Genomic DNA, 22,236 nt, shown 5'->3' with positions numbered 1-22,236 from the left:
TGGAGCGTGGGGGCAGTGAAAACAATCGGGCTGATCGGCGGGATGAGTTGGGAATCAACGACGGAATATTATCGGATTATAAATGAGGAAGTGCGCGATGTGCTAGGCGAACTACACTCGGCGGAGCTGATTTTGTATAGCGTGGACTTTTTCATCATTGAGCAACTTCAACATAGCGGTGAATGGGATGAGGCGGGGCGTATACTGGCGGATATTGCGGTCAAGTTAGAGCAAGCCGGCGCGGATTTTATCTTAATCTGTACGAATACGATGCATAAGGTGGCGCAACAGGTGGAGGATGCGACTGAAATTCCTATTGTGCATATTGCGGAGCCAACGATTCGTTCTATTCAGGAACAGCGATTGACGCAAATTTTACTACTCGGGACGCGATACACAATGGTGGAAGACTTTTACAAAGGGCGTTATGCGGGGAGCGGTATAGAGGTTCAAATCCCCGATGAGCCCGCCTTGGCTGAGGTAAATCAGATTATCTTTGAGGAATTATGTCTCGGTGTGATACGTGAACAGTCGCGAGCGCGGATGCTGGCTATTATTGAAGCAGCACGTCAAAAAGGGGCGCAGGGCGTTGTTTTGGGATGTACGGAACTGGAATTGTTGATTAGAGATGAAGATGTCACATTACCGATCTTTAAAACGGCGGAACTTCACGCTAAGTATGCGGCAAAGGAAGCCTTGCGATAAGGGACTAAAACCGTTATAATTTGGATAAGGCGTAATGAAATTTTGAAAAGAGGTTTTTAAAGAATGGAAAAAAGCTCGATTTACGGGTTAACGATGGCGCAGCTTGGCGACTGGTTTGAGGGGAAAGGCGAGAAGAAATTCCGCGCAACGCAAGTGTGGGACTGGCTTTATGTCAAACGTGTCACGGAATTTGCGCAGATGTCGAACTTGAATAAAGCATGTGTGGATATGTTGGAGGAAAACTTCACGATGCACACCTTAAATGAACAAATCAAACAGGAATCTAAAGATGGTACGACGAAATATTTATTCCAACTATCGGATGGTAACTTGATTGAAACGGTAATGATGACGCATTCTTACGGCTTGAGTGTTTGTGTGACGACGCAAGTGGGATGTAATATCGGTTGTACTTTTTGTGCGAGTGGGTTGTTGAAGAAACAGCGTGATTTGAATGCTGGTGAGATTGTGGAGCAAATTATGAACGTGCAACTTTACCTGGATTCGAAGGGTAATGGCGATCGTGTCAGCCATATCGTGGTCATGGGTATCGGCGAGCCGTTCGATAACTATGACAATGTGATGGATTTCCTTCGCGTTGTGAACGATCAGAAGGGTCTAGCGATTGGAGCGCGTCACATTACGGTTTCAACAAGTGGCTTAGCGCCGCGCATTATTGATTTTGCCAATGAAGATATTCGTGTCAATTTGGCCGTATCTTTACATGCGCCGAACAACGATTTGCGTACGCGCGTGATGCGGATTAACAAGACGTACCCACTTGAGAAATTGATGGAGGCGGTCGAGTATTATTTGGAGAAAACGAATCGCCGTATTACGTATGAGTATATCATGCTAAAAGATGTCAATGATCACAGGCAGGAAGCGCTTGAACTCGCGGCTTTAATCGGTGAGAAACGTCATCTGGCTTGGGTGAACTTGATTCCATATAATCCAGTCGACGAGCATGATCAGTACCAACGTAGCGATACCGAGGTTATTGACGCTTTTTATGAAACTTTGAAGCGTAAAGGCATTAACTGTGTCGTTCGTCGCGAACATGGGACAGATATTGATGCGGCGTGTGGCCAGTTGCGCAGTAAACAAATTAAGAAAAAAGGCGTTCGAGAACGGATGCGTGAAAAAGCAGAGGCGGAACAAGCAGCAGCTGCAGAATAAGAAGAGCTAGAGTGAAATAAAAATGAACTCGTGCCGCAAAACCTTAGCGTGCCCACAAAAATGAGTGTTTGTAGGCGCACTGAGAGATTTTGCGGGCTTTTTCTACATAAAGGAGACGCGGGCTATGAAAGCATTGGTTTTTAATGAGTTTGGGAATTCGGATGTGTTGCAGTATGTGGATATTCCAGATGTGGTGGCGGGAAAAGGGGAAATACTGCTTAGCACGACGGCGATTGGGCTTAATTTTGCGGATATTTATCGACGTAAAGGGAACTATCATCTTGTTGGGGAGCCGCCGTATGTGCTGGGGTATGAAGGCGCAGGGGTTGTGACGGTGATCGGTGAAGGCGTGACGGAGTTTGCGATTGGGGATCGGGTCGCGTTTGTCGACGTTCCGATGGCTAATGCTGAACTTGTAGCTGTGCCTGTCACGCAAGCGATTCCGATTCCAGATGCCATTCGAGACGATGTCGCGGCTTCTGTACTGCTTCAAGGTTTGACGGCGAGCTATTTGGCAAAAGATAGTTACGCGATTAAATACGGGGATGTGGCGCTCGTTCATGCTGTTGCAGGTGGGGTCGGTCAAATGTTGACACAAATTATCACATCCCTTGGTGGAACAGTGATTGGGCTGACCTCCACACAAGAAAAGGCCGACGTTGCACGGAAACTTGGAGCAGAAGAAGTTTTGCTATATAGTGATGATTGGGCTGAGAAACTCGCAGGAAAAATCGATGTTGCTTATGATTCTGTGGGTTCGACGCTGATGGATAGTTTCAAAGCTGTACGAGATAAAGGAACGGTGGTTTTTTACGGCATGTCTGGCGGTGATCCTGCTGCAGTTGATCCACGGATGCTGATGGATTCATCGAAAACCTTGACTGGAGGCGACTTGTGGAGTTTCTTAACGAGTAAAGAAGAGCGAATCAAGCGTTCCCATGCCCTCTTTGAAATGATTAGTACGGGCAACATAACGGTGAATAAGCCGCGGAAATTTGCTTTATCAGAAGGAAAAGCGGCACACGATTTACTGGAAAGCAGAAAGAGTACCGGTAAAATTTTGCTAATACCATAAAAAATAGCAGGTAAGAAGGATCCGTCTAAAGATCCAACTTGCCTGCTATTTTGATGTTCTAAGGGAAAATGAGCCATAAAACAACCGGAATGGTGACAATACTGAGCACTGTGCTGATAAAAGTTGTACTGGAAACCAAGTCTGGCTTCGTATTGAATTGCACGGCGAGTAAAGTTGTGTTCGCGGCGGTTGGCATGGCTGCAAGCAAAATCATGATCTGCTTCGTCATTGGATCGACCGGCAGAATGAGCGTAAACAAAACGGCGATCAGCGGTGAGATGAGTAGTCGTAATATGAGTGAGATGGAGACTTTCGGAATATCAATTCGGCGGAAGGAAATGACCGCGAGTTGCATACCAAGCACGATCATAATCGTCGGAATCGCGGCGTCCCCAACGAGCTTCACACACGTCATGACGCCAGCAGGAATCGGCATATGTATTAATTGCAAGACAATCCCAAGTAGCGCCCCATAAGCGACTGGCATCCGGACCACACGTTGCCAGACCATTTTCATACTTGCGTTTTGCGAACTTCCTCGTGCCGCAAAAAAGACCCCAATCGTACTCATCGCAAGTTGTTGCAAGACCATCAAAATAACCGCAATATCAAGCCCCGCTGCGCCGAAAATCAGCAACACAACAGGCGTCCCGTAATTCCCGTTATTCATGAATGCCGAAGCGAGAATCATCGCGCACGCATCCTGAATATCATAGTTCATCACCTTCGCAATCACATAAATAATCGCAATAATCGACAAACAAAGCCCAACGACGAAAATCAGCAAATACGCATAGTCCATCGTCAATTTATTCGTATAAAACGTATTAAACGCCAAAAACGGCGACATCAAATAAAGCGTCAACTTCGATAAATTCGGAATATCAAATTTCAGGGTTTTCTGCCCAATAAACCCAATCGCAAAAATTCCGAAAATCGGCAACAAAATCAAAACAAATTCCATCTAAAACACCCTTTTCTTAGTTAGCAAACCTTTTTACTATCTTAGCATAAAAAAAGCAAGACCGCGCTACTATTTTTCAGCGAGGCCTTGCTTTTGTGTCCTTTTTATTTTGTTACGGTTTTCTTACCTTTAGGACGAATATCTTTCACGAATAGGCTCAGAATCAAGCCGACTACTGCGAAGGCGACAGCTACAAGGAATGCAGCTTTCATACCATCTAAGTTCGCCGTCATCGCTTGGCTAGCAAAACCTTTTGGATCAGTCATCGCTAAAGCTTTTTCAGGCATGTTGCTCTTCGTTACGTTACTTAATACAGTAATCAGAATCGCTGTACCAATCGAACCTGCAACTTGGCGAATCGTGTTGTTTACCGCGGTACCGTGACTCATCATGTTCAGTGGCAACGAGTTCATACCAGCAGTTGACATCGGCATCATGACCATCGAAATACCGAAGAAACGCACGGCGTAGAAGACGATAATGTACGTAGTTGACGTGTCTTTCGTCAAGAACATGAATGGAATCGTACCCGCGACAAGTAATGTCATACCAACGACTGCGAGCAATTTCGGACCAATCTTATCAAAAATAATACCGGTAATCGGGCTCATAACACCCATCACGATGGCACCTGGAAGTAGTAATAGTCCAGAGTGTAGCGCGGTTTCGCCGAGAATATTTTGAATGTAAAGCGGTAAGACGATTTCTGCGCCGATCATCGACATCATGACGATGGCACTAATAATTGTTGAAAGTGTGAAAACTGGTGATTGGAAAACGCGAAGTTCGAGCATCGGTTTTTCCATTTTCAGTTGGCGCCATACGAATAGGACTAAACCAATAACACCGACTGCGAACATCGTAAGCACAAGGCCGTCTGTCCAACCGTCTGTACCCGCGCTACTAAAGCCGTAAAGAAGGGCACCAAAACCAAGTGTTGAAAGCGCAATCGAGATAATATCGATTTTCGGATTCGTTAGTTCCACCACTTTTCTCATGGCGAAAAAGGCAAAGATAATATCAAGAACGGCGATTGGAATCAAGATGATGAAAAGCATGTGCCAATCATAGCTATCAACGATCCAACCTGATAAAGTAGGCCCGATAGCTGGCGCAAAAGCGATAACTAATCCGACCATCCCCATTGCTGCCCCACGACGATCTGGTGGGAAAATAAGTAGGAAAATCGTTTGCATGAGAGGCATTAGAATTCCGGCCCCAGCTGCTTGTACAATACGTCCAGCAAGTAACCAAGCAAAGCTATCTGAGAAAGCAGAGATAACTGTACCGACCGTAAAGACGATCATCGCTGTTAAAAAGAGTGTTTTCGAGTTGATTTTACCGATTAACATAGCCGTAATCGGAATCATAATCCCGTTTGTAAGTAGGAATGCTGTTGTTAGCCATTGTCCTGTAGATGCTGTGATGTTTAAATCGACCATAATGTGTGGAAGAGCTGTTGATAGAATTGTTTGGTTTAAGATAGCAACGAATGCCCCCACAAGCATTACTGTCATTAGTAACAAACGATTATAAGGTTTCCCCTGAATGTCAACAGGTCTTTCCGTGTGTGTAGTTTGTGTCATGTTCAATCTCCTTTTGATTTAAAAGTAATTAGTTCACTTAATTAACTATTTGATTATTATAGGTCAAATTAGGAAAAGAGTCAATGAAAAACTCTAAAAAAAATTTGGAGTGTATAAATGATGGCGCTATCTTTATTTGTGGGCCTCGCTTCGCATGTTTTGAGGGCAAAAAAATAAGGCGAACAGAAAAGAAAACTCTGTTCACCGTATTTTTGATTGTAAAATTTACCGACCATCGCCGTATTCCCAATTACTGATAGCATCGTCTTCATCAAATGTCACGAGGACATCGACGACACCTTTTACAGCTAGGATACTTTCTTCGAGCCGATCTTTGACGTCATCCACCTGAGCGAGCGTCATCTCTGGATCGAGTTCGACCTCGACTTCAACATGGAAAAAATCGCCTTCTTTTAGTACAGTAATAACTTGGATATCTTGCACGTCTGGGTCTGTCATGACAAGCTGGCCAATTTGAACTTGCATCACCTCGTCAGACTCGCCGATCGCGCCGGCTGCATTATCGAGGAACACCTTGCCGACAACGATAAACATGAGGATACCGATGAGGATAGACGCGATGCCCTCAGCTTGGTGATAAGGCGTGTAATAGGAAATAATAATTGCAATCATTGCCAAAAGTCCGCCACCTGTTGCAACGGAATCTTCTAGAAAAACAAGACGGGTTGCCGCTTTTGCTTTGCCAAAATTCGCGAGGCTATCTTTGAAAAGCTTCAGCCCACGGGATTCTAGACCAACATCATGCGCGATTTCATGCATTGCTTTCACGAGCACGAAGCCCTCAAGAATCGTACAAACCCCGAGAACAAGCAGGTTAATGAGGAAACCAGTTGATTCTGTCGGATGGAAAATGTGAGCTAGACCTTCTTTGATCGTTTCGAACGCCATGATACCAACGATAAGTACGGCGCCGAGAAGGACGAGGTTCACGACACGACCAAAACCGTTCGGAAAGCGCTTTGTCGGACGCTTTTTACTGAGTGCAGAACCAACGAACACGAAAAATTGATTGGCAGCATCGCCGAGACTGTGTAGCGTTTCGGCGAACATCGCGACGTTACCGGTGAAGATGTAAGTAGTTCCTTTAATAATAGAGACAAGTACATTAACGATTGCCGCGGTGAGTGCAGATTTGTTTCCCTTTTTTAAAAGCTGAAATATTTCTTTCAAATGAATTCCTTCTTTCTGGTTCTTAGGACAAGTAGTGTGTTTCCTTATTTTTTCGGAGTTAATGGGCTGGTTCAGCTTTTCATCAGATCTAGCTTCACCGGCCAACTCCTCGAAATTTACACAGCCTCCAAAAAAATCAAGGGAGGATTTTTCTTGCGCCTGTTCAAAATTTTTTCGGAGTTAACGGGCTGGTTCAGCTTTTCATCGGATCTAGCTTCGGCGACCAGATCCTCGAAATTTACACAGCCTCCAAAAAAAATCAAGGGAGGATTTTTCTTGCGCCTGTTCAAAATTTTTTCGGATCTAACGGGCCGCCTCAGCTTTTCATATGAACGGATCAAAGTAATCGTACTCGGTTACGCCGCCTTGGATTGGTTTGCTTATTCGGATTAGTTCATTTACGATTTTCTTTGCATCATCGCCAAAAACGGGAAGTGGTTGGTAGTTATTTTCGTTTAGGCTACCATCTGAATTTTCGTAAGTCGGAACGATAGACAGGTTTTTAAGAACTACTTTACCATTATCTTCTGTGAAGCGCAATCGGAACATCGATGTCATGCGGGAAAGCAATGTTGGATCGGCGCCAAATGCGAAATCGCCCATGCTGTACACGATATATTTACCATTATACTTCTCAACGCTTTCTAGGCGATGCGGGTGGGAGCCCATGATGATGTCAGCGCCTGCGTCAATAATGGCGTGACCATATTGGGTCTGATAATCGACAGGTGTTTCACGATATTCGACACCCCAATGCATGTTCACGATGACTAGATTATTTGGTTTTTTATATTTCTTAACGTCAGATTCGATTTTGGCAAGATAGCTCGCGGATTGTTGACTGGAACGGCAATCGTAGCCAAGTAGGACGGTTTCGATACCGCCGATTTTGGTAATGAGCGGCATGTCTTTGTTGAAAACGGGAATCTTGTTATCCTTGAAGGCTTTAAGTGTATCGTCATAACCAACTTGGAAATAATCCATGGTGTGGTTATTGGCAAGGTTTGCCGCGTCAACTCCACTTGCTGGCAAAAAGGCAACATGCGCTGGATCACTTTTGATGCGCCACATCTTTACTTCGGCTTTTGTCGCGTTTGTGAAGGCACTTTCCGCATTGATAACGGTGTAGTCATCAGATTTGAACCACGGTAAGCAGTTTTGGTAGACATAGGTGTTTGTTCCGTTATTTTTTTGGAAGACGTTATCGAACTTGAGGTGTTCAGGCGTTTCTGGATAGGTTCCAAAAGAGTTGTCGCCAACCATTGTTAGCGTGATGACGCCTTTTTGCTTGAGACCTTGTTCATAGTTTGCCGCGGCTGCATAAAACCATTGGTATTGCGAGGTTTTCGCGATGTCAGTCAGCTTGGTTTCGCTGGTAACGAAAGCTGGATAGACGGCGCCAAGTGCTTTTTTATCAGCCTTACCAGATTTATATTTTTGCAACGTTTCGAGGCAAGCGGTGACATTTTTGATGTAGTTACTGTTGGTATCGCTTGTTAATTTGTATTGTTTGGCGTTTTTTATTAGGGCGGCTAATTGCTTTTGTGAAACCGCATCGCCACCGGAATCGGCCAAGGATTGGAGTGTTGCTTTCGTTTGTTTGGAGAGCTGTTGCACGGATTCTTGGGTGGGGGTTTTGAGCGGTTCTGGCTTTGCTGTTTGGTTTAAAGAGTGAACTGTCCAAAAAATCCCCACTGCAAAAATTAAAATGATGATGCCTGATATGAAAAATGCTTTTTTCTTCATTACTCTGCTCCTTTCAAGAGCTTGTTTTCTTTTAGTATATTATGTGTGGCGGGGGATGGCAATGTTAAAATGTGGATTTTTATTGGTGTTGTGAGAATCGAGAGCAGTAACTCCAGAGCTAGCTTTGTTGTGGTTCTTGAAAAGAGTCGTGTGCTTTTTTAGAACCTCAATATGCAGTTGAGTGGAATGAAACAGCTATCCAATTCACAGGTCCTCGAAATTTACACAACCTCCAAAAAAATCAAGGGAGGACTTTTCTTACAGCCTCTCACAATTTTTTTCGAATCTAACGGGCCGTCTCAGCTTTTCATGTTATACTTAAAAAAACACAAAAAAAGATTGAGGTTGAGTTATGAGATTTGATAATATTGGTTCGGATATTGAGAAGGCGTTGGCTGGTTTGGGATATACGGAGGCGACGGAGGTGCAACGCGCTGTTGTGCCGCTTGTTTTAGCGGAAAAGGATGTCGTTGTGAAGGCTCAAACTGGGAGCGGCAAGACGGCTTCGTTTGCGATTCCAATTTGTGAACTCGTGGATTGGAACGAGAATAAACCACAAGCATTGATTTTGGAGCCGACGCGCGAACTGGCAGTGCAGGTCAAGGAGGATTTTACGAACATTGGTCGCTTTAAGCGCATCAAGGCGACGGCGATTTTTGGTAAGTCTCCTTTTGCGAAGCAGAAACTCGAGCTGAAGCAGAAAAGCCATGTTGTTGTTGGTACGCCAGGTCGAACGCTCGATCATATCGAAAAAGGAACGCTGAGCCTTGAGAAGGTGCGCTATTTGGTCATCGATGAGGCGGACGAGATGCTGAACATGGGCTTCATTGAGCAAGTCGAGGCGATCATTCAATCTCTGCCGAAGAATCGCGTGACGATGCTTTTCTCGGCGACCTTACCGACGGATATTGCGATGCTTAGCGATAAGTACATGAAGGCGCCGCAACACGTTGAAATTGCTGCAACGGGACTGACAACGGTGGATATTACACATGAAAAAGTGACGGTAAAAGATGATCGCAAAATGGTGGCATTACGAGATACGTTGATTGTGCATAATCCAGAGAGCGCGATTATTTTCTGTCGGACACAAGAGCGTGTGGATGATACGTATGATCAACTGCGCCGTATGGGCTATCCCACTGAGAAAATTCATGGTGGCTTGACGCAAGAAGATCGTTTTGGCGTAATGAACGATTTTAAACGCGGCATGTTCCGCTTTTTAGTCGCAACGGATGTGGCGGCGCGCGGGATTGATATTGAGAACATATCGCTCGTGGTAAATTACGATGTTCCGCTTGAAAAAGAGAGTTATGTGCATCGGACTGGCCGGACAGGGCGCGCTGGGCGGAGCGGGAAGGCAATTACTTTTGTCACGCCGTTTGAGAATCGTTTTATCGGTGAAATTGAGGAGTATATTGGCTTTGAAATTCCGCAAGTTGATTTGCCAAATGAAGCGATTGTGTCGGCTCGAAAACCAGCTTTTGATGAAAAAATGGAAGAAGCACCAGTCGTGAAGAAAGATAAGAGCGCGGCGTTGAGCAAAGATATTATGAAGATTTATTTTAATGGTGGCAAGAAGAAGAAGTTACGTGCGGTAGATTTCGTGGGGACGATTGCGAAATTGGACGGGGTTAGCGCGGATGATATCGGAATTATCACGATTGAGGATAACGTGTCGTTTGTGGAGATTCTGAACGGTAAGGGCGCGCAGGTCGTGAAGGCGATGCAAACCGTGACTGTAAAAGGTAAGAAGTTGAAAGTAAGCAAAGCACGTAGATAACGCAAAAAAATGCCTAGTCAGCGCGATTAGGCATTTTTTGCTGTAGTTTTTTAACGGCGGGGAGATTAGCTGGTGACCATTTCAAGTTAGGCATTTCGCTAGCATCGAGCCATTTCATCGCCTGGTGGACGTGCAAAGTTGGTTCGCCGGTGACGAGTTCGCAAAGAAAACAGGTGAGGTGGACATTGGCGAATTCGTAGGCGTAAATGGTGTGGTCAAACGCTTGATTTACCGTGATGACACAGCCGATTTCCTCTTGGACTTCACGAATGAGTGCTTGTTCTGGGGTTTCACCTGGTTCGATTTTGCCGCCTGGAAACTCCCAATCAGTGCCGTTTACCGCAGAATCAGCACGTTGGACACAGAGGGTTTTATTGTTTTTTTGAATGATGGCACCGACGACATGGATATCTTTTTGCATGGGGATTCCTCCTTTTTCAAACTTTATCATAGCATATTAACCTTTGATTCGTGTATTTTGTAGTATATAACAATGATTGTTTGGAATAATGTGCGAAGAAAGCAAGAGAAACATCGCAAAAATTACAAGTAGAGGGCTTGTTGCTAAATTTTTAATCCATAGAAATAAGATAATATTCTTATAATCAAGTAAACAATAAAATTACATGGATTGGAGGTAAAAAATAGCCAAATAAGCTATAATAAGAATAGTGGAAATTTACTAACAAGGTGGATTGAGATAGAAATGGATGAAGATATTTATGAGCATAGTAACGGGAATGATGAGGTTCGTGAATCTGTTGCAGAGTACGTCATTGATGAACAAACGCAGCAAGTAAACTTAGAGATTCTGGGGGGGAGAAAAGAGGGCCCTAAAAAGGGGCGGCAACAAAATAAATATTTTGACGAAGAATCATTAAACGTATCGGAATTTGGAGAAACTAAGTTAATTTACAACGAGGCTGAGCAGCTTTTGGCTGTTTTGAAGCGAGAATTATTAACATGCGATAGTTTTGATATTGTTGTTAGTTTCATACGAACCTCAGGATTAAGTTTGTTGGTGAGTACTCTAGATCAGCTCCAACAAGCAGGTATTAAAGGTAGAATTATTACCACTACATATTTAAATATTACAGAACCAAGTGCAATGGAAACACTATTACAATACCCGAATATCGAAACAAGAATTTATCAACCGCAAAGTAGTGTAGATAGTTTTCATGCTAAATCCTATATTTTTTACCGCAAAAATGATGTCGACTCAATCATTTTAGGCTCTTCTAATATTTCAAAAGCAGCATTGAAATATGGAGAGGAGTGGAATTTACGTACTTATGAGAAAAAATCAGATAGTGTTGTAAAAACGGGTCAGTTGAGATTCGAACACCTTTGGAATCATGAGAACATTGCTTGTCTAGATGATACTTATGTTAGTGGTTATAAAGAATATTGCCGAATTAAAGATGGGAAATCCATATATAAAGCTAGCTTTAACAATTCTCAAACGCTGGATTCAGGTGAGTTAAAACCGAATTCAATGCAAGACGAGGCCCTGTCAAATATACAAAAATCTATGGATAATGGACATACTAGAGGGCTTGCCATTGCAGCTACAGGAACAGGGAAAACTTATCTGGCTGCATTTGCTGCAAAGGATATTGGAGCTAGTTCAGTTCTTTTTGTGGCACATCGTATAGAACTTTTAACAAATGCTCGCAAGACATTCCACCAAGTTTTTGATGATAACTCTGAATCATTTTCTTATTATGTTGGTGAGAAAAAAGAGTTGGCTAAGTATACATTTGCATCGATGCAAACACTTGCCAAAGACTTAGAAATCATTTCAAAGGAACATTTTGATTTTGTTATTATCGATGAGTTCCATCGTGCAGCGGCTCCGCAATATGAACGATTGATTGCTCATTTTCAGCCCAGATTTTTGCTGGGGCTAACTGCAACGCCAGAGCGGACCGATAGGGTAAACATATATGATTTAGCGGAAAATAATGTAGTTTCTAATATACGATTAGAAGAAGCTTTAGAAAGAGATTTATTAGCGCCTTTTCATTATTTCGGTATCTCAGATAATACGGTATTAGAATTAAACGAAATCTCTAGCGATGAACATGAACTAGTTAAACAATTAAATACTAACAGACGGATAGAATTGATATTAAAAAATATGAAAAAATATCAGTACAGTGGTGACACATTGCATGGTTTAGGGTTTTGTGTTAATAAAGCACATGCTAAATTTATGAGTGAGCAATTTAATTTAAAAGGTATAAGAAGTATATGCTTAACTGGCGAAGATCAAGGCAATAGAAGACTTGAAATGATTGAACGACTCCGTAATCCAAATGATGACTTGCAGTTTATATTTACTGTGGATATTTTTAATGAAGGTGTTGATATCCCAGAACTAAACTTAATTTTATTTTTACGTCCTACTGAATCTGCCATTGTTTTTACACAACAACTTGGCCGAGGTTTGCGGAAATCATCAAACAAAGAATATGTCACCGTACTCGATTTTGTTGCAAATCACAGGAAAAGTTATTTAATTCCAGTGGCGTTGATGGGTAATAGTGAACGAGGTTATATAGATAAAAATAAAGTACGATATATGATACAGAACGATTTTAAAGAAATGAATGCTAACTTGCATATAGATTTGTCCCCGATTGTAAAAGAAGAGATACTGCAAACTCTTGATACAACAAAATTTAACACCGCCGATAATATTAAGTCTATATTTAAAGATTTTGATAAAGTAGTTAAGGAAAGTACAGGTAGTAATAGAACAGTTCAAATACTCGACTTTGTTAAATTTGAAAATGCTCCAGAGATTAAGCAATTATTATCAGGTGGAGCTTATAAAAATATCCATACAATAAAGCAGAGAACGGAACTAGCGGATTCTATTGACAGCGCAATTTTCAAAAGTAGTGTGTTGACGAAATTATTTGATAGTATCTCAAGTCTAATTCCGATTCGTAAATTTTATGATTACATTGCTTTAGTTATTTTGTTGAAAGAGGATGAGGTTAGTTTAGAAGTTGTTCAGAACTATGTAGAATACGTATATTCAATAAAAATAGCAGAAAAGGAGCAGGCCTCTATACGATTTGCAATAAATAGACTCATGGATAATAAGCTTTTGAAGAGAAGTTTCCAAGATGATAATGGGACTGTACATTTAGACAAAGAGTTATCAAGAATGCTAGTGGCTGATGAATTTAAAGAACTGCTAAATGACTACCTGGATTATGGTATGCATAGTTATGAAAAAGAATTTAGTAAAGAGACTCTCCTTCTTGATGAAAAATTACAGCTCTATAAAAAATATAAAAAAGAAGATGTAGCAATACTTGAAGGTGTTGAAAGATATCAGTCAGCAATGGATCAAGAAGGTGTTCACTTTTATAATAATTGTTTCTATCTTTATGTTAATATGAAGAAAGAAAAGGTTGAAGCCCATTTGGAATACAATGATTATTTTATCGATAATGGTCAGTTCCATTGGCAATCACAAAATAATACAAGTGAGGCTTCGCCTCGTGGAGAACAATTCATTAACCACCGAACACTAGGAATAAGAGTGAAATTATTTGTGAGGAAAAAAGCTAAAGAAGATGGTGTAACTGAACCATTTATTTATTTAGGTGAAGTTGATTTTGTTAGTAATAATGGTAATAAGCCGATGAATGTAACTTGGCGTTTCCATCAGCCTATTCCTCAACAATTATACGGTGAGCTGACATATTAAAAGCTTGAATCATATCTTGACGAGTAAATAGACTCGAAAGGATATGATTCAAGCTTAATTAAATTTATGAGAAGGTAAGTTGCTGTAATTTTTGAACAGCTGGAATATCAGCAGGGGCCCAAGTAAGCAAGGATAAGTCAGATGGTTTCAGCCATTTGATAGCATGGTGCTCTAGAAGCTTGGGTTCACCTTGGATTAAGTAGCATAAAAATGTTGTGAGATGGACGATGCCAAAATCATACTCATAAATGGTGTGCTCTAGCTGTTCACCTATAGTTATTTTACAATCCATTTCTTCCTGAATTTCGCGAATCAATGCATTTTGAGGCGTTTCATCTTTTTCAATTTTGCCGCCTGGGAATTCCCATTGGAGTGCAAGGGATGTATTCTCTGCTCTTTGGGCACACAGTATTTTATCATTTTGTATGATGATTGCACCAACGACATGGATATTTTTTTTCATCATCTTTTCCTCCCTATTCTTTTCCTATTCTCATCATAATATAAAATCATATGAGAGTACACTAAACAAGGTAAGAAAACAGGTATAAGAATCTATTCATGATCTATCATTTTACTAATTCCTCGTTTATGTCGATATAGATAAAAACTGTCTAATAGTATTGGCCCCTAATTAATCCTAAAGTAACTCAAAATAATATCGATCATTTTCCATCATTTTCAGTAAAAACTCTTCTAATGAAGCTGCTATTGGTATATCATAATAATAGATGTTATTATCTGTATCCGTAGTTCCAATCGACATTAGTGCACTTTCACTGGCTTCAAAGAATATTAATTTATTTTCCTCGTATTCATCATAAATTTCAATGTCTGGGAAAAATTCAAAATCATTTTTCCGTAGTCGAAAATCTCTTACAGATTCAGGGTCCATCAATCTGTTCACATTTGAATTAGAGCTTTTTAGGAAGCCGTACCCAATCTCAGAATAGAAGTCTTTAAGTTGCTGAGGAAATTTCAACTCTAATCCAGCTTCGGCTTGTGTGATTTCAGATTTATCAAGTTGGTAAAATTCATTCTCAGTATCATTACTTATAAATTCGTATACCATTATTTTTTATCTCCTTTGAATAATTCTCGTGCGGGTGAGCCAGCACCATGAATGCCTCCTTCTAATTACTTCTTCCAAGAAAAATCTACGCCGGTTTGTAATAACTTAGCAATGTCTTTTTCGGATGCAACAAAAGCTTTTTCTACATTGCGCAGGTTTTGAACATCTTTTGAAAAGGCCCTAGGAAACGCTTGCAAAAATTGGGTTATTTCCATGCAATCATAGACTAATTCTTGTGCTGTTCCTGTAGAGTAGGATACATTTGGCTCAATTTCAACGCCAAAGCATCTGTGTTTTTTCCAATCGCAGTCGCATGTTCAGATAATCTGCCACTAGGAAGTTGTATTTTCTTTGCCACTTCTTACTCATCCTTTCCTTATTTTAGTCACTTATGAGGATATTATACCATAAAGATATATGAAGGTATGAGTTGAAATTCCTTATTTGTTATCACTAAGATTCATGTTATACTAAACCATGTGAATATATAAACAAAGGAGCTCCGCAAAATGAAAAAAGCCGCACTTGCATGTATCGCGTTACTGGTCCTTGCGCTAACAGGGTGTACCCAGCCAACCGAACCATCTTCTGAACCAAATATATCTCCAAAAATCCCAACAAACCAACCTCTCACCATCTACCAAGCCACCGACATCCACTATCTCTCTAATACCCTCACCGACGGGAAACAGGCGTTTAAAACCTACCTCGCAACGGGTGACGGCAAGCAGCAGAATTACATCACGGAGATTACCGATGCTTTTGTAGATGATGTGAAGGCGCAAAAACCGGATGTCCTTGTCCTTAGCGGTGATATTACTAACAATGGTGAGAAGGTAAGCCACGAGGAAATGGCGGAGAAACTGGATGAAATCGAGAAATCAGGTGTCCAAACTTTTGTTATCCCCGGGAATCATGATATTTTAAACCCTTATGCTCGTAAATTTGAAGGGGATCAGCAGGTGAAAGCCGAAAGCATTACGCCGAAAGAGTTTGCCTCGATCTATCATAATTCGGGTTATGATGAGGCGGTGATGCGCGATGACACAACGCTTAGCTATCTCGTGGCGCCGTCTAGCGATGTCTGGCTTTTGATGGTGGATACGTCGGAATACGAGAATAATAAGCGTTTCGGGGCGCCAGAGACGAATGGTTATATTAGCACGCAGACGTTTGAGTGGATTCAGAAATGCATCGATTTGGCGAAGAAGCATGACGCGAAATTGATTACGGTAACGCATCACAATTTGCTGGATCATAGTGAACTTTTAAATAAGGGTTTCACGATTGTGCAAAATAAGGCGGCGGTCTCGCTTTTTGCGAAGAATGATATTCCGCTCAACTTGAGTGGGCATGTGCATATTCAAGATATTCGTTCGGATACGCGCCATGGCAAAACGATTTATGATGTCGCGACGAGCTCGATGGCGATGTATCCGCAGCAATATGGCGTCATCAACTACGCACCAAATCAAGGTTTATCGTATAAAACGCAACGTGTCGATGTCGAAAAATATGCCCAAAAAATAAACTCGAAGGATCCGAATCTTCTCGATTTTCAGCAGTATTCGAAAGATTATTTTGGTAAGTTTGGTTATACAAAGGCTCTGGGCGAACTGCTTCTAAAAGGGAAGTATGATGTGGATGATGCTGACAAGATGGCAAAAACGATGGAACAGGCTAATTTTGCGTATTTTACGGGTGATAAAAGTTATTTGCAGGGTATTGAAAAAATGCCGGGCTATGCTTTGTGGCAAGCGGCGGACGGCGAGTTTTTGACAAAATATATTGATGATATAGTGAAGAATAAGGCGAAAAATGACCTCACGTTGGAAATCCATGAAAGTTAGATAATGGTCAATGGCTTGTTTCAATGCTATACTTAGTGAGAATGATTATCACTAGGAGGACTATCGATGAGTAAAAATATATCAGAAGTTATAATGGAACGTCGTAGCATCAAACAGGTGGACGAGACGCCAATCGAGCGTGCGGTGATTAATGACATTTTAGAGAAATCAGCTTTTGCACCGTTTCACAGTAAAATAGAGCCTTGGCATGTAGCGGTTTTATCGACGGAAGCGGAGAAGCGCCGTTTTGTGGAGGCGATTGTGAATTCGATGGAGCGCATGCAGGGCGAACCGTTGACGCATGAGCGACGCGAGCAGATACGGGCTGGAAATGAGCGCAAGATTGTGGCGCCGCCTTATACGCTGATCGTGACGACAGATATTATTGGTAGTGGCAAGAAGGATTTTGAGGCGATTGCTGCGACGAGTGCGTTGATCCAAAACATTCAGCTCTTGGCTTGGGAAGTTGGACTTGGTGTGCTTTGGCGGACGAATAATTTTATTTTTGATCCAGATGTTGTCACGGAGCTTGGTCTGGATGGGCAGCAGATTGTTGGCTGTTTGCAGATTACACGCGTCAACGAAATCCCTGATGCGAAGCCACGCCGCGCAATGAATGAGTGGGTTAAGAATTTAGGCGAATAACGGAAAATTTGGCTCTAGTCGCGCATCAGATGACTAGAGCTTTTTTGTTATTTTGTGCTATAATAGTTGTGTGATTAGTTCGAAAACTAGGAGGGATTCTGATCGTTAATTATCAGGGTAAAAAATTCACAGTGGTCGAAAACTCGGGAAATGGCGAGGTGTCTGAAAAGACGATTTTTCATTATTTTCAAGATGGCGATGTTATTTCGGGGACATACGAGGGTGGCGAGATTGAACGTGGAACGCTGATTGGCGTTGTGCATAAAGACGGATCGTTGGATTTTCGCTATAATCATGTGAGCGTTAACAAACGAATTCGAAGCGGGACCTGCCACTCGACACCAGAATTTTTACCAGATGGGAAACTTCGTATGCACGAGAAATGGCAATGGAATGGGCTTGAGAGAGATTCAGGGACATCGATTGTGGAAGAGATTTGAAGAAGTGACTGCTCCTTTTTGAGGGGCTTTTTGCAGTTAATAAACACAATTTGACTCGGATTGCATGTGTGTGATACGATTTGGATGTTATAAGTGAAACTAAAAAGAGTAGGGGGTTATGAAAAAAAAATTGTTAGTTCTATTATTGCAGTAATGATAGTCTTTGTTTTGCCGATATCAGCACTTGCAGCATCGGTGAATGGGTCGTATGATTTTAAAGGTGGATTATACACTCGAAGCTTTGGTATGGGTGCTGGGAGTTCAGTGAGAGTAACAACAACGCCCACAAAATGGCCAACAGGGAAATTTCATATCACATTAACTTTACAGCAAAGCCTTGGCTATATTGGCTGGGCAAAAACGGATGCTTCTTGGAACTATTCCCATGTAAAAGATACATCAGCTAGCTTGTATGCAAAAGGGCGAGGCGTATATAGAGCTTATATGAAGTCTAGCATCCTGCCAAATAACCAACCTTTCAAGGGTAAGGTGCTTATTGACTAAATTATTTTTAAAGGAGCAACTGGTATGGACATAACATATGATCCGTTTATTATTATTATCTTGGCGATTGTAATTCTTGTCGTGATGGCGATAACTCTGGGATTTTTTTGGAAAGATAAGAAGTTGGATAGGTATTATTTTGCGACGATTTTGTTTGGTGTTTATTTGGTATTTTTGATTAAGTTTGTGATTTTTCCGTTTACGATATTTGGAAATTTTTTGGATGCGGGGAGTTATGTTATAACGGATTATATGAATGCTGTACCGTTTCATCAGTTTCTGAATGGCTCTGTCGCGGATTGGCATCAAGCAGTGGGGAACGTGATGCTACTATTCCCTCTTGGTATTTATGTAAGCGTGATGAAGCCGAGTCTCTCTTTTGGGAGGATTTTCTGTGTAGGTTTGCTCGCTTCGGTCATGATTGAATCGGTACAACTATTTTTAGATATTGTGTTTATTTATCCGAATCATTTTATGGATGTGACGGATGTTATTTTGAATATGAGTGGTTTTGTTTTGGCTTACTTTATTAGTAAAACAGCCTGATAAAAAATTTGTATCATCGAGAGTGAATGATGAAAATGGGATACGAAGAATATACAATAGATGGCTTAATACCAATGTTTTTAATGATTTGTGTTTATGTGATAACACGAGTCGTACTTATTCTCAAAAACAAAAAAATAGATTGGCACAGAGAAGTAAGTCGCTTATTTCTTGTTTTGTATTTAGGCGTGTTGATTGTTGTGACTTTGTTTCCGATAAATATCATTATCGGGGAGTATGAGCAACGGTATCGGGAGATTGTGGTTAACCTAAATCCGATGCAGTTTTTCGGTTTATTAGATGCAGATTTTTCAATAATTATTAGGAATCTGGGTGGGAATCTTGTGATGATGATACCTTTTGCGATTTTATTGCCAGTGAACTTTCGAGGGATGCGGCAGTTTGGTCGTGTCATTATGGTGGTTGTAGCGACGTCGATAGTCATTGAAATTTTGCAGTATATTTGGCAATTGACGATGCTCAATGTTTGGCGGACAACGGATATCAATGATGTCATATTGAATGTTTGTGGCGGAATTATTGGCTATGCTTTGTATTATTATCTATTTCTACGTGTACCCTTTATGAAGCGTTTTATAATTTAGAGAGGATATTTTACTGGAAATTGGCAATAAAAACAGTTATATTCTAAACAGTGGAGCAGTTGCATTGTGATGATTTTCAAGGTAACGACTGCCTCACTTTGTAATGGTTAGTCGCCAAAAATAACAGAGGTGGTAAAATGCTAGAAATCATAAATCTAGAGAAAAAGTATAGAAATAAAATAGTGTTATCTAAATTTAATATGAAGCTTGATTCCCGTGGTATTATTTTTTTCTTAGGGAGAAATGGTGCGGGTAAAACCACGCTTTTCAACTGCATCATGGGGTTTGAAGCGTATTCTGGTGAGGTTGTGAAGCCGAAGAATGTTGCGGCTGTTTTGGATGAATCACATTTATACAGTAATTTAAATGCGTATGACAATATTATTTTACTGGTTAGAAGAGATTTGGAACATGATGAGCGGGAATTGTTGTTGAAATACATAGATGATAGCGTTTTAAGGAGAAAGGTAAGGTCATATTCACTGGGGCAGAAAAAGATTTTGTCGATCCTTATTGCGATGTTTACAAATCCCGAAATGCTGATCTTGGATGAGGTATCTAATGGGCTAGATTATGAGGCGGGTAAACAAGTCAAAAACTTATTAGTATCATGTAAAAAGGACATGCTTATTTTGGTGTGCGGGCATCAATTTGATTTTTATAATCGAATCTTGGATGAGGTTTTTGTTATTAATGACGCGGAGCTAATCCATGTAGATAGAAACGAGTTTATAGATCTGGAGAGCGTATATGAAAAGTATGTGGGATAGTGTCAAGATGCAATTATTTTATCAATGGAAGGCGAAATATGTGATCACATTGCTTCTGTTTCTTGTTGTATTATGTGGTTTTTCGAGCTACGCGCAATATAGTTCGCTCCAACAAAAAGAGTATAGATTTAATAATACAATGGAGATGTATGAAAAAGATGGTATTACTTTGAAACAAGCGCTCTCAGAGGATTTAGAAATTAAAAAGGATGGTCATTCGGAGGAAATAAGTAATGTATTGAAGTATGATTATTATCGTGTGATTGCGGCAAAAGTTGCGCTGAATCCGTTGAATGCTCCGAATCAAATTTTTACGTCTGTTGCTATTGTGTTTTTACCTATCATTTTTGGTATATATAGTTGTCACGTTGCATTTTTTGATTTTAAGCATGGAACCATCAAGAACCAGCTATTATTAAAAGGTTACACTTCGCTCTTCTTTAGTAAGCTGCTATCGATAGTGCTTGTTGCGATTGCTACAGTTTCGGCTACTGTGCTTATTTCGGTAGGCATTCAGTTTGTATTCAATAGCGTGATGCAAGTTCAGCCTAACGTAAGCGTGCATTATTTGGCAAAATTACCATTGCAAGCGGTGTATCAATCTGTTGGCTTGATTTTATTTGGATGGTTCTTCTTTTTATTGACAACAGCTATCCGGTCCACGCTGGTTAGTATTGTTACGCTATTTTTGTACATGCTACTCATTCCTAATTTAGGTGGCTTTGATTTGAAAAATTTGATGCTCCTTACTGTATCGAAAATATATAATACATCTGCTGCGACGATGGATGTAGCATCTGGGGAAAGCACGAATTTAATAGTAGGTTATGTAGTCATATTTGCTGTGTTTGCCGTATTAACATTTTGTGTGTATAAATGGGATAAAAAAAGGCTGTGCCCGAAGCTTTAAATGGATGGTGTTACATTTGATAGAAATAGAAAAAATTTGCTACTTGAAATGTTAGGATGGGCCATATTTCGTCGTTTTTGTGAAAAAATTAACTAATCTAAAAAGGCAAATTATTTGTTGACATCTGATTTTGAAGATGGTAAGATACATCCAATCATAAAAATTATACATTCCTTATTAAGAGTTGGGAGAGGAACCTGGTCCTTTGATCCCACAGCAACCGCTAGTGATAGAACGGTGCTAATTCCAGCAGGCGAGCGTATTTAGCCTGGCAAATGGGGAGAAGAGGAATCTCTTTTCCAATTTCGGAAGGGAGGTTCTTTTTTGTTTTAATTCATAGTAAGTCGATCGGATATATATGATTTGAAAGAAAGTGGGGATGGGATGAGTCGAATTGTGATATTGTCGGGTAGTCCTTCGGCGCAATCGGGGACGGATAAGATTTTGCGGTATGCTGGTGAGGTGCTACAGGGAGATGGTGTGGAGGTTAGTTTTCATTCGGTACGGGAATTTGATGCGGAGACGTTGGTGCATGCGAATTTTCAAGATGTGAGGATTGGCGAGTTGGTTGCGGATATTGGGGCGGCGGATGGTGTTATCGTGGGTTCGCCAGTGTATAAGGCATCGTATACGGGGGTGTTGAAGGCGGTTTTGGATTTGTTGCCGGAGAATATTTTGAAAAATAAGGTTGTTCTGCCGATTATGTCTGGTGGAAGCGGTGGACATGTGTTAGCGATTGATTTTGCACTTAAGCCGCTACTCGGTGTGTTGAAGGGGGAGGTTTTGCAAGGGGTTTATATCGTGGATGCGCAGGTGGATAAGGCGGCGGTTGTGCCGATTCGGGATGCGGAGTTGGAAGAGCGATTGCGTGGTCAGTTGACGGAATTGGTCGTCGCGGTTGGTAGGCGTGAAGTGAGACAAATTATTTGAAAAGG

At 41.2% G+C, this 22,236-nt stretch carries 21 protein-coding genes and 1 riboswitch; of the genes, 14 read left to right on the top strand and 7 right to left on the bottom strand.

The genetic code is table 11. The features are described 5' to 3' along the window. Nucleotides 1-15 precede the first annotated feature (15 nt). The 3 genes from PGRAN_RS14580 (at nucleotide 16) to PGRAN_RS14570 (ending at nucleotide 2,959) form a co-directional block, all read left to right on the top strand. Nucleotides 16-705, top strand: a complete 690-nt coding sequence (locus tag PGRAN_RS14580; RefSeq protein ID WP_036068297.1) for an aspartate/glutamate racemase family protein — start codon at nucleotides 16-18, stop codon at nucleotides 703-705. A gap of 63 nt (nucleotides 706-768) precedes the next feature. After that, nucleotides 769-1,884 carry a dual-specificity RNA methyltransferase RlmN gene (gene rlmN / locus PGRAN_RS14575; RefSeq protein ID WP_036068258.1) on the top strand — a complete coding sequence of 372 codons (1,116 nt, stop codon included), beginning with the start codon at nucleotides 769-771 and terminating at the stop codon, nucleotides 1,882-1,884. 124 nt (nucleotides 1,885-2,008) lie between these two features. Beyond that, on the top strand, nucleotides 2,009-2,959 hold the full coding sequence (locus tag PGRAN_RS14570) for a quinone oxidoreductase family protein (protein ID WP_036068256.1): 951 nt from the start codon (nucleotides 2,009-2,011) through the stop codon (nucleotides 2,957-2,959). A gap of 58 nt (nucleotides 2,960-3,017) precedes the next feature. Here the strand turns inward: PGRAN_RS14570 and PGRAN_RS14565 are convergent, their stop codons facing one another. The 4 genes from PGRAN_RS14565 to PGRAN_RS14550 all read right to left on the bottom strand — a co-directional run bounded on the left by PGRAN_RS14565 (nucleotide 3,018) and on the right by PGRAN_RS14550 (nucleotide 8,446). Next, nucleotides 3,018-3,923 carry an AEC family transporter gene (locus PGRAN_RS14565; RefSeq protein WP_036068255.1) on the bottom strand — a complete coding sequence of 302 codons (906 nt, stop codon included), beginning with the start codon at nucleotides 3,921-3,923 and terminating at the stop codon, nucleotides 3,018-3,020. A gap of 104 nt (nucleotides 3,924-4,027) precedes the next feature. Next, entirely contained in the window at nucleotides 4,028-5,509 is a 1,482-nt protein-coding gene (locus PGRAN_RS14560) for a DHA2 family efflux MFS transporter permease subunit (RefSeq protein ID WP_036068252.1), read from the bottom strand. 225 nt (nucleotides 5,510-5,734) lie between these two features. Next, entirely contained in the window at nucleotides 5,735-6,700 is a 966-nt protein-coding gene (locus tag PGRAN_RS14555; protein WP_036068249.1) for a cation diffusion facilitator family transporter, read from the bottom strand. Nucleotides 6,701-7,024: 324 nt separating this feature from the next. Beyond that, nucleotides 7,025-8,446, bottom strand: a complete 1,422-nt coding sequence (locus PGRAN_RS14550) for a CapA family protein (protein ID WP_036068248.1) — start codon at nucleotides 8,444-8,446, stop codon at nucleotides 7,025-7,027. Between the two features lie 352 nt (nucleotides 8,447-8,798). Between PGRAN_RS14550 and PGRAN_RS14540 the strand changes: the two genes are divergently transcribed. After that, nucleotides 8,799-10,229: a DEAD/DEAH box helicase gene (locus tag PGRAN_RS14540; RefSeq protein WP_036068245.1), complete on the top strand. Its 1,431-nt coding sequence runs from the start codon at nucleotides 8,799-8,801 to the stop codon at nucleotides 10,227-10,229. Nucleotides 10,230-10,242: 13 nt separating this feature from the next. Here PGRAN_RS14540 and PGRAN_RS14535 read toward each other — a convergent pair whose 3' ends face one another. Next, a complete protein-coding gene (locus tag PGRAN_RS14535; RefSeq protein ID WP_036068244.1) occupies nucleotides 10,243-10,650 on the bottom strand; it encodes a (deoxy)nucleoside triphosphate pyrophosphohydrolase in 408 nt (135 codons plus the stop codon). Nucleotides 10,651-10,935: 285 nt separating this feature from the next. On the opposite strand from PGRAN_RS14535, the gene PGRAN_RS14530 reads away from it, so the two are divergent. After that, nucleotides 10,936-13,959 (top strand): DUF3427 domain-containing protein, encoded by a 3,024-nt coding sequence (locus PGRAN_RS14530; RefSeq protein WP_051998679.1) that lies wholly within the window; start codon nucleotides 10,936-10,938, stop codon nucleotides 13,957-13,959. A 64-nt stretch (nucleotides 13,960-14,023) separates the two neighbouring features. On the opposite strand, the gene PGRAN_RS14525 is transcribed toward PGRAN_RS14530, so the two are convergent. Together PGRAN_RS14525 and PGRAN_RS14520 are read right to left on the bottom strand one after the other, a co-directional pair. Continuing rightward, nucleotides 14,024-14,422, bottom strand: coding sequence for a (deoxy)nucleoside triphosphate pyrophosphohydrolase (locus PGRAN_RS14525; protein WP_036068243.1), 399 nt, complete (start codon nucleotides 14,420-14,422; stop codon nucleotides 14,024-14,026). A gap of 177 nt (nucleotides 14,423-14,599) precedes the next feature. Beyond that, the gene (locus PGRAN_RS14520; RefSeq protein ID WP_036068242.1) at nucleotides 14,600-15,031 is read right to left on the bottom strand and encodes an SMI1/KNR4 family protein; all 432 of its coding nucleotides are present in this window, start codon (nucleotides 15,029-15,031) and stop codon (nucleotides 14,600-14,602) included. 509 nt (nucleotides 15,032-15,540) lie between these two features. On the opposite strand from PGRAN_RS14520, the gene PGRAN_RS14515 reads away from it, so the two are divergent. The 9 genes from PGRAN_RS14515 (at nucleotide 15,541) to ssuE (ending at nucleotide 22,231) form a co-directional block, all read left to right on the top strand. Next, complete coding sequence (locus PGRAN_RS14515) at nucleotides 15,541-16,881, top strand: metallophosphoesterase (RefSeq protein WP_051998678.1); 1,341 nt, start codon at nucleotides 15,541-15,543, stop codon at nucleotides 16,879-16,881. Nucleotides 16,882-16,947: 66 nt separating this feature from the next. Further along, nucleotides 16,948-17,526 (top strand): nitroreductase family protein, encoded by a 579-nt coding sequence (locus PGRAN_RS14510; protein WP_036068240.1) that lies wholly within the window; start codon nucleotides 16,948-16,950, stop codon nucleotides 17,524-17,526. A gap of 95 nt (nucleotides 17,527-17,621) precedes the next feature. Continuing rightward, nucleotides 17,622-17,966 carry an avidin-fold protein gene (locus PGRAN_RS14505; RefSeq protein WP_479481396.1) on the top strand — a complete coding sequence of 115 codons (345 nt, stop codon included), beginning with the start codon at nucleotides 17,622-17,624 and terminating at the stop codon, nucleotides 17,964-17,966. Between the two features lie 93 nt (nucleotides 17,967-18,059). Further along, nucleotides 18,060-18,470, top strand: a complete 411-nt coding sequence (locus PGRAN_RS14500; protein ID WP_036068233.1) for a hypothetical protein — start codon at nucleotides 18,060-18,062, stop codon at nucleotides 18,468-18,470. Nucleotides 18,471-18,494: 24 nt separating this feature from the next. Continuing rightward, complete coding sequence (locus PGRAN_RS14495) at nucleotides 18,495-19,016, top strand: VanZ family protein (RefSeq protein ID WP_036068231.1); 522 nt, start codon at nucleotides 18,495-18,497, stop codon at nucleotides 19,014-19,016. Between the two features lie 26 nt (nucleotides 19,017-19,042). Then, nucleotides 19,043-19,621, top strand: coding sequence for a VanZ family protein (locus tag PGRAN_RS14490; RefSeq protein WP_077914714.1), 579 nt, complete (start codon nucleotides 19,043-19,045; stop codon nucleotides 19,619-19,621). 137 nt (nucleotides 19,622-19,758) lie between these two features. Further along, nucleotides 19,759-20,391, top strand: a complete 633-nt coding sequence (locus PGRAN_RS14485) for an ATP-binding cassette domain-containing protein (RefSeq protein ID WP_036068227.1) — start codon at nucleotides 19,759-19,761, stop codon at nucleotides 20,389-20,391. Continuing rightward, nucleotides 20,372-21,301, top strand: coding sequence for an ABC-2 transporter permease (locus tag PGRAN_RS14480; RefSeq protein WP_036068224.1), 930 nt, complete (start codon nucleotides 20,372-20,374; stop codon nucleotides 21,299-21,301). Before PGRAN_RS14485 ends, PGRAN_RS14480 begins: the two co-directional genes overlap by 20 nt. A 171-nt stretch (nucleotides 21,302-21,472) precedes the next feature. Continuing rightward, nucleotides 21,473-21,583: riboswitch (SAM riboswitch) on the top strand. Nucleotides 21,584-21,685: 102 nt separating this feature from the next. Further along, nucleotides 21,686-22,231, top strand: coding sequence for an NADPH-dependent FMN reductase (ssuE, locus tag PGRAN_RS14475; RefSeq protein WP_036068222.1), 546 nt, complete (start codon nucleotides 21,686-21,688; stop codon nucleotides 22,229-22,231). Nucleotides 22,232-22,236 lie beyond the last annotated feature (5 nt).

The sequence above is a fragment of the Listeria grandensis FSL F6-0971 genome, assembly GCF_000525835.1.
Classification (GTDB): domain Bacteria; phylum Bacillota; class Bacilli; order Lactobacillales; family Listeriaceae; genus Listeria_A; species Listeria_A grandensis.
Note: the sequence above shows the minus strand (reverse complement) of the source record. Positions and strands in the feature narration are given on the sequence as shown.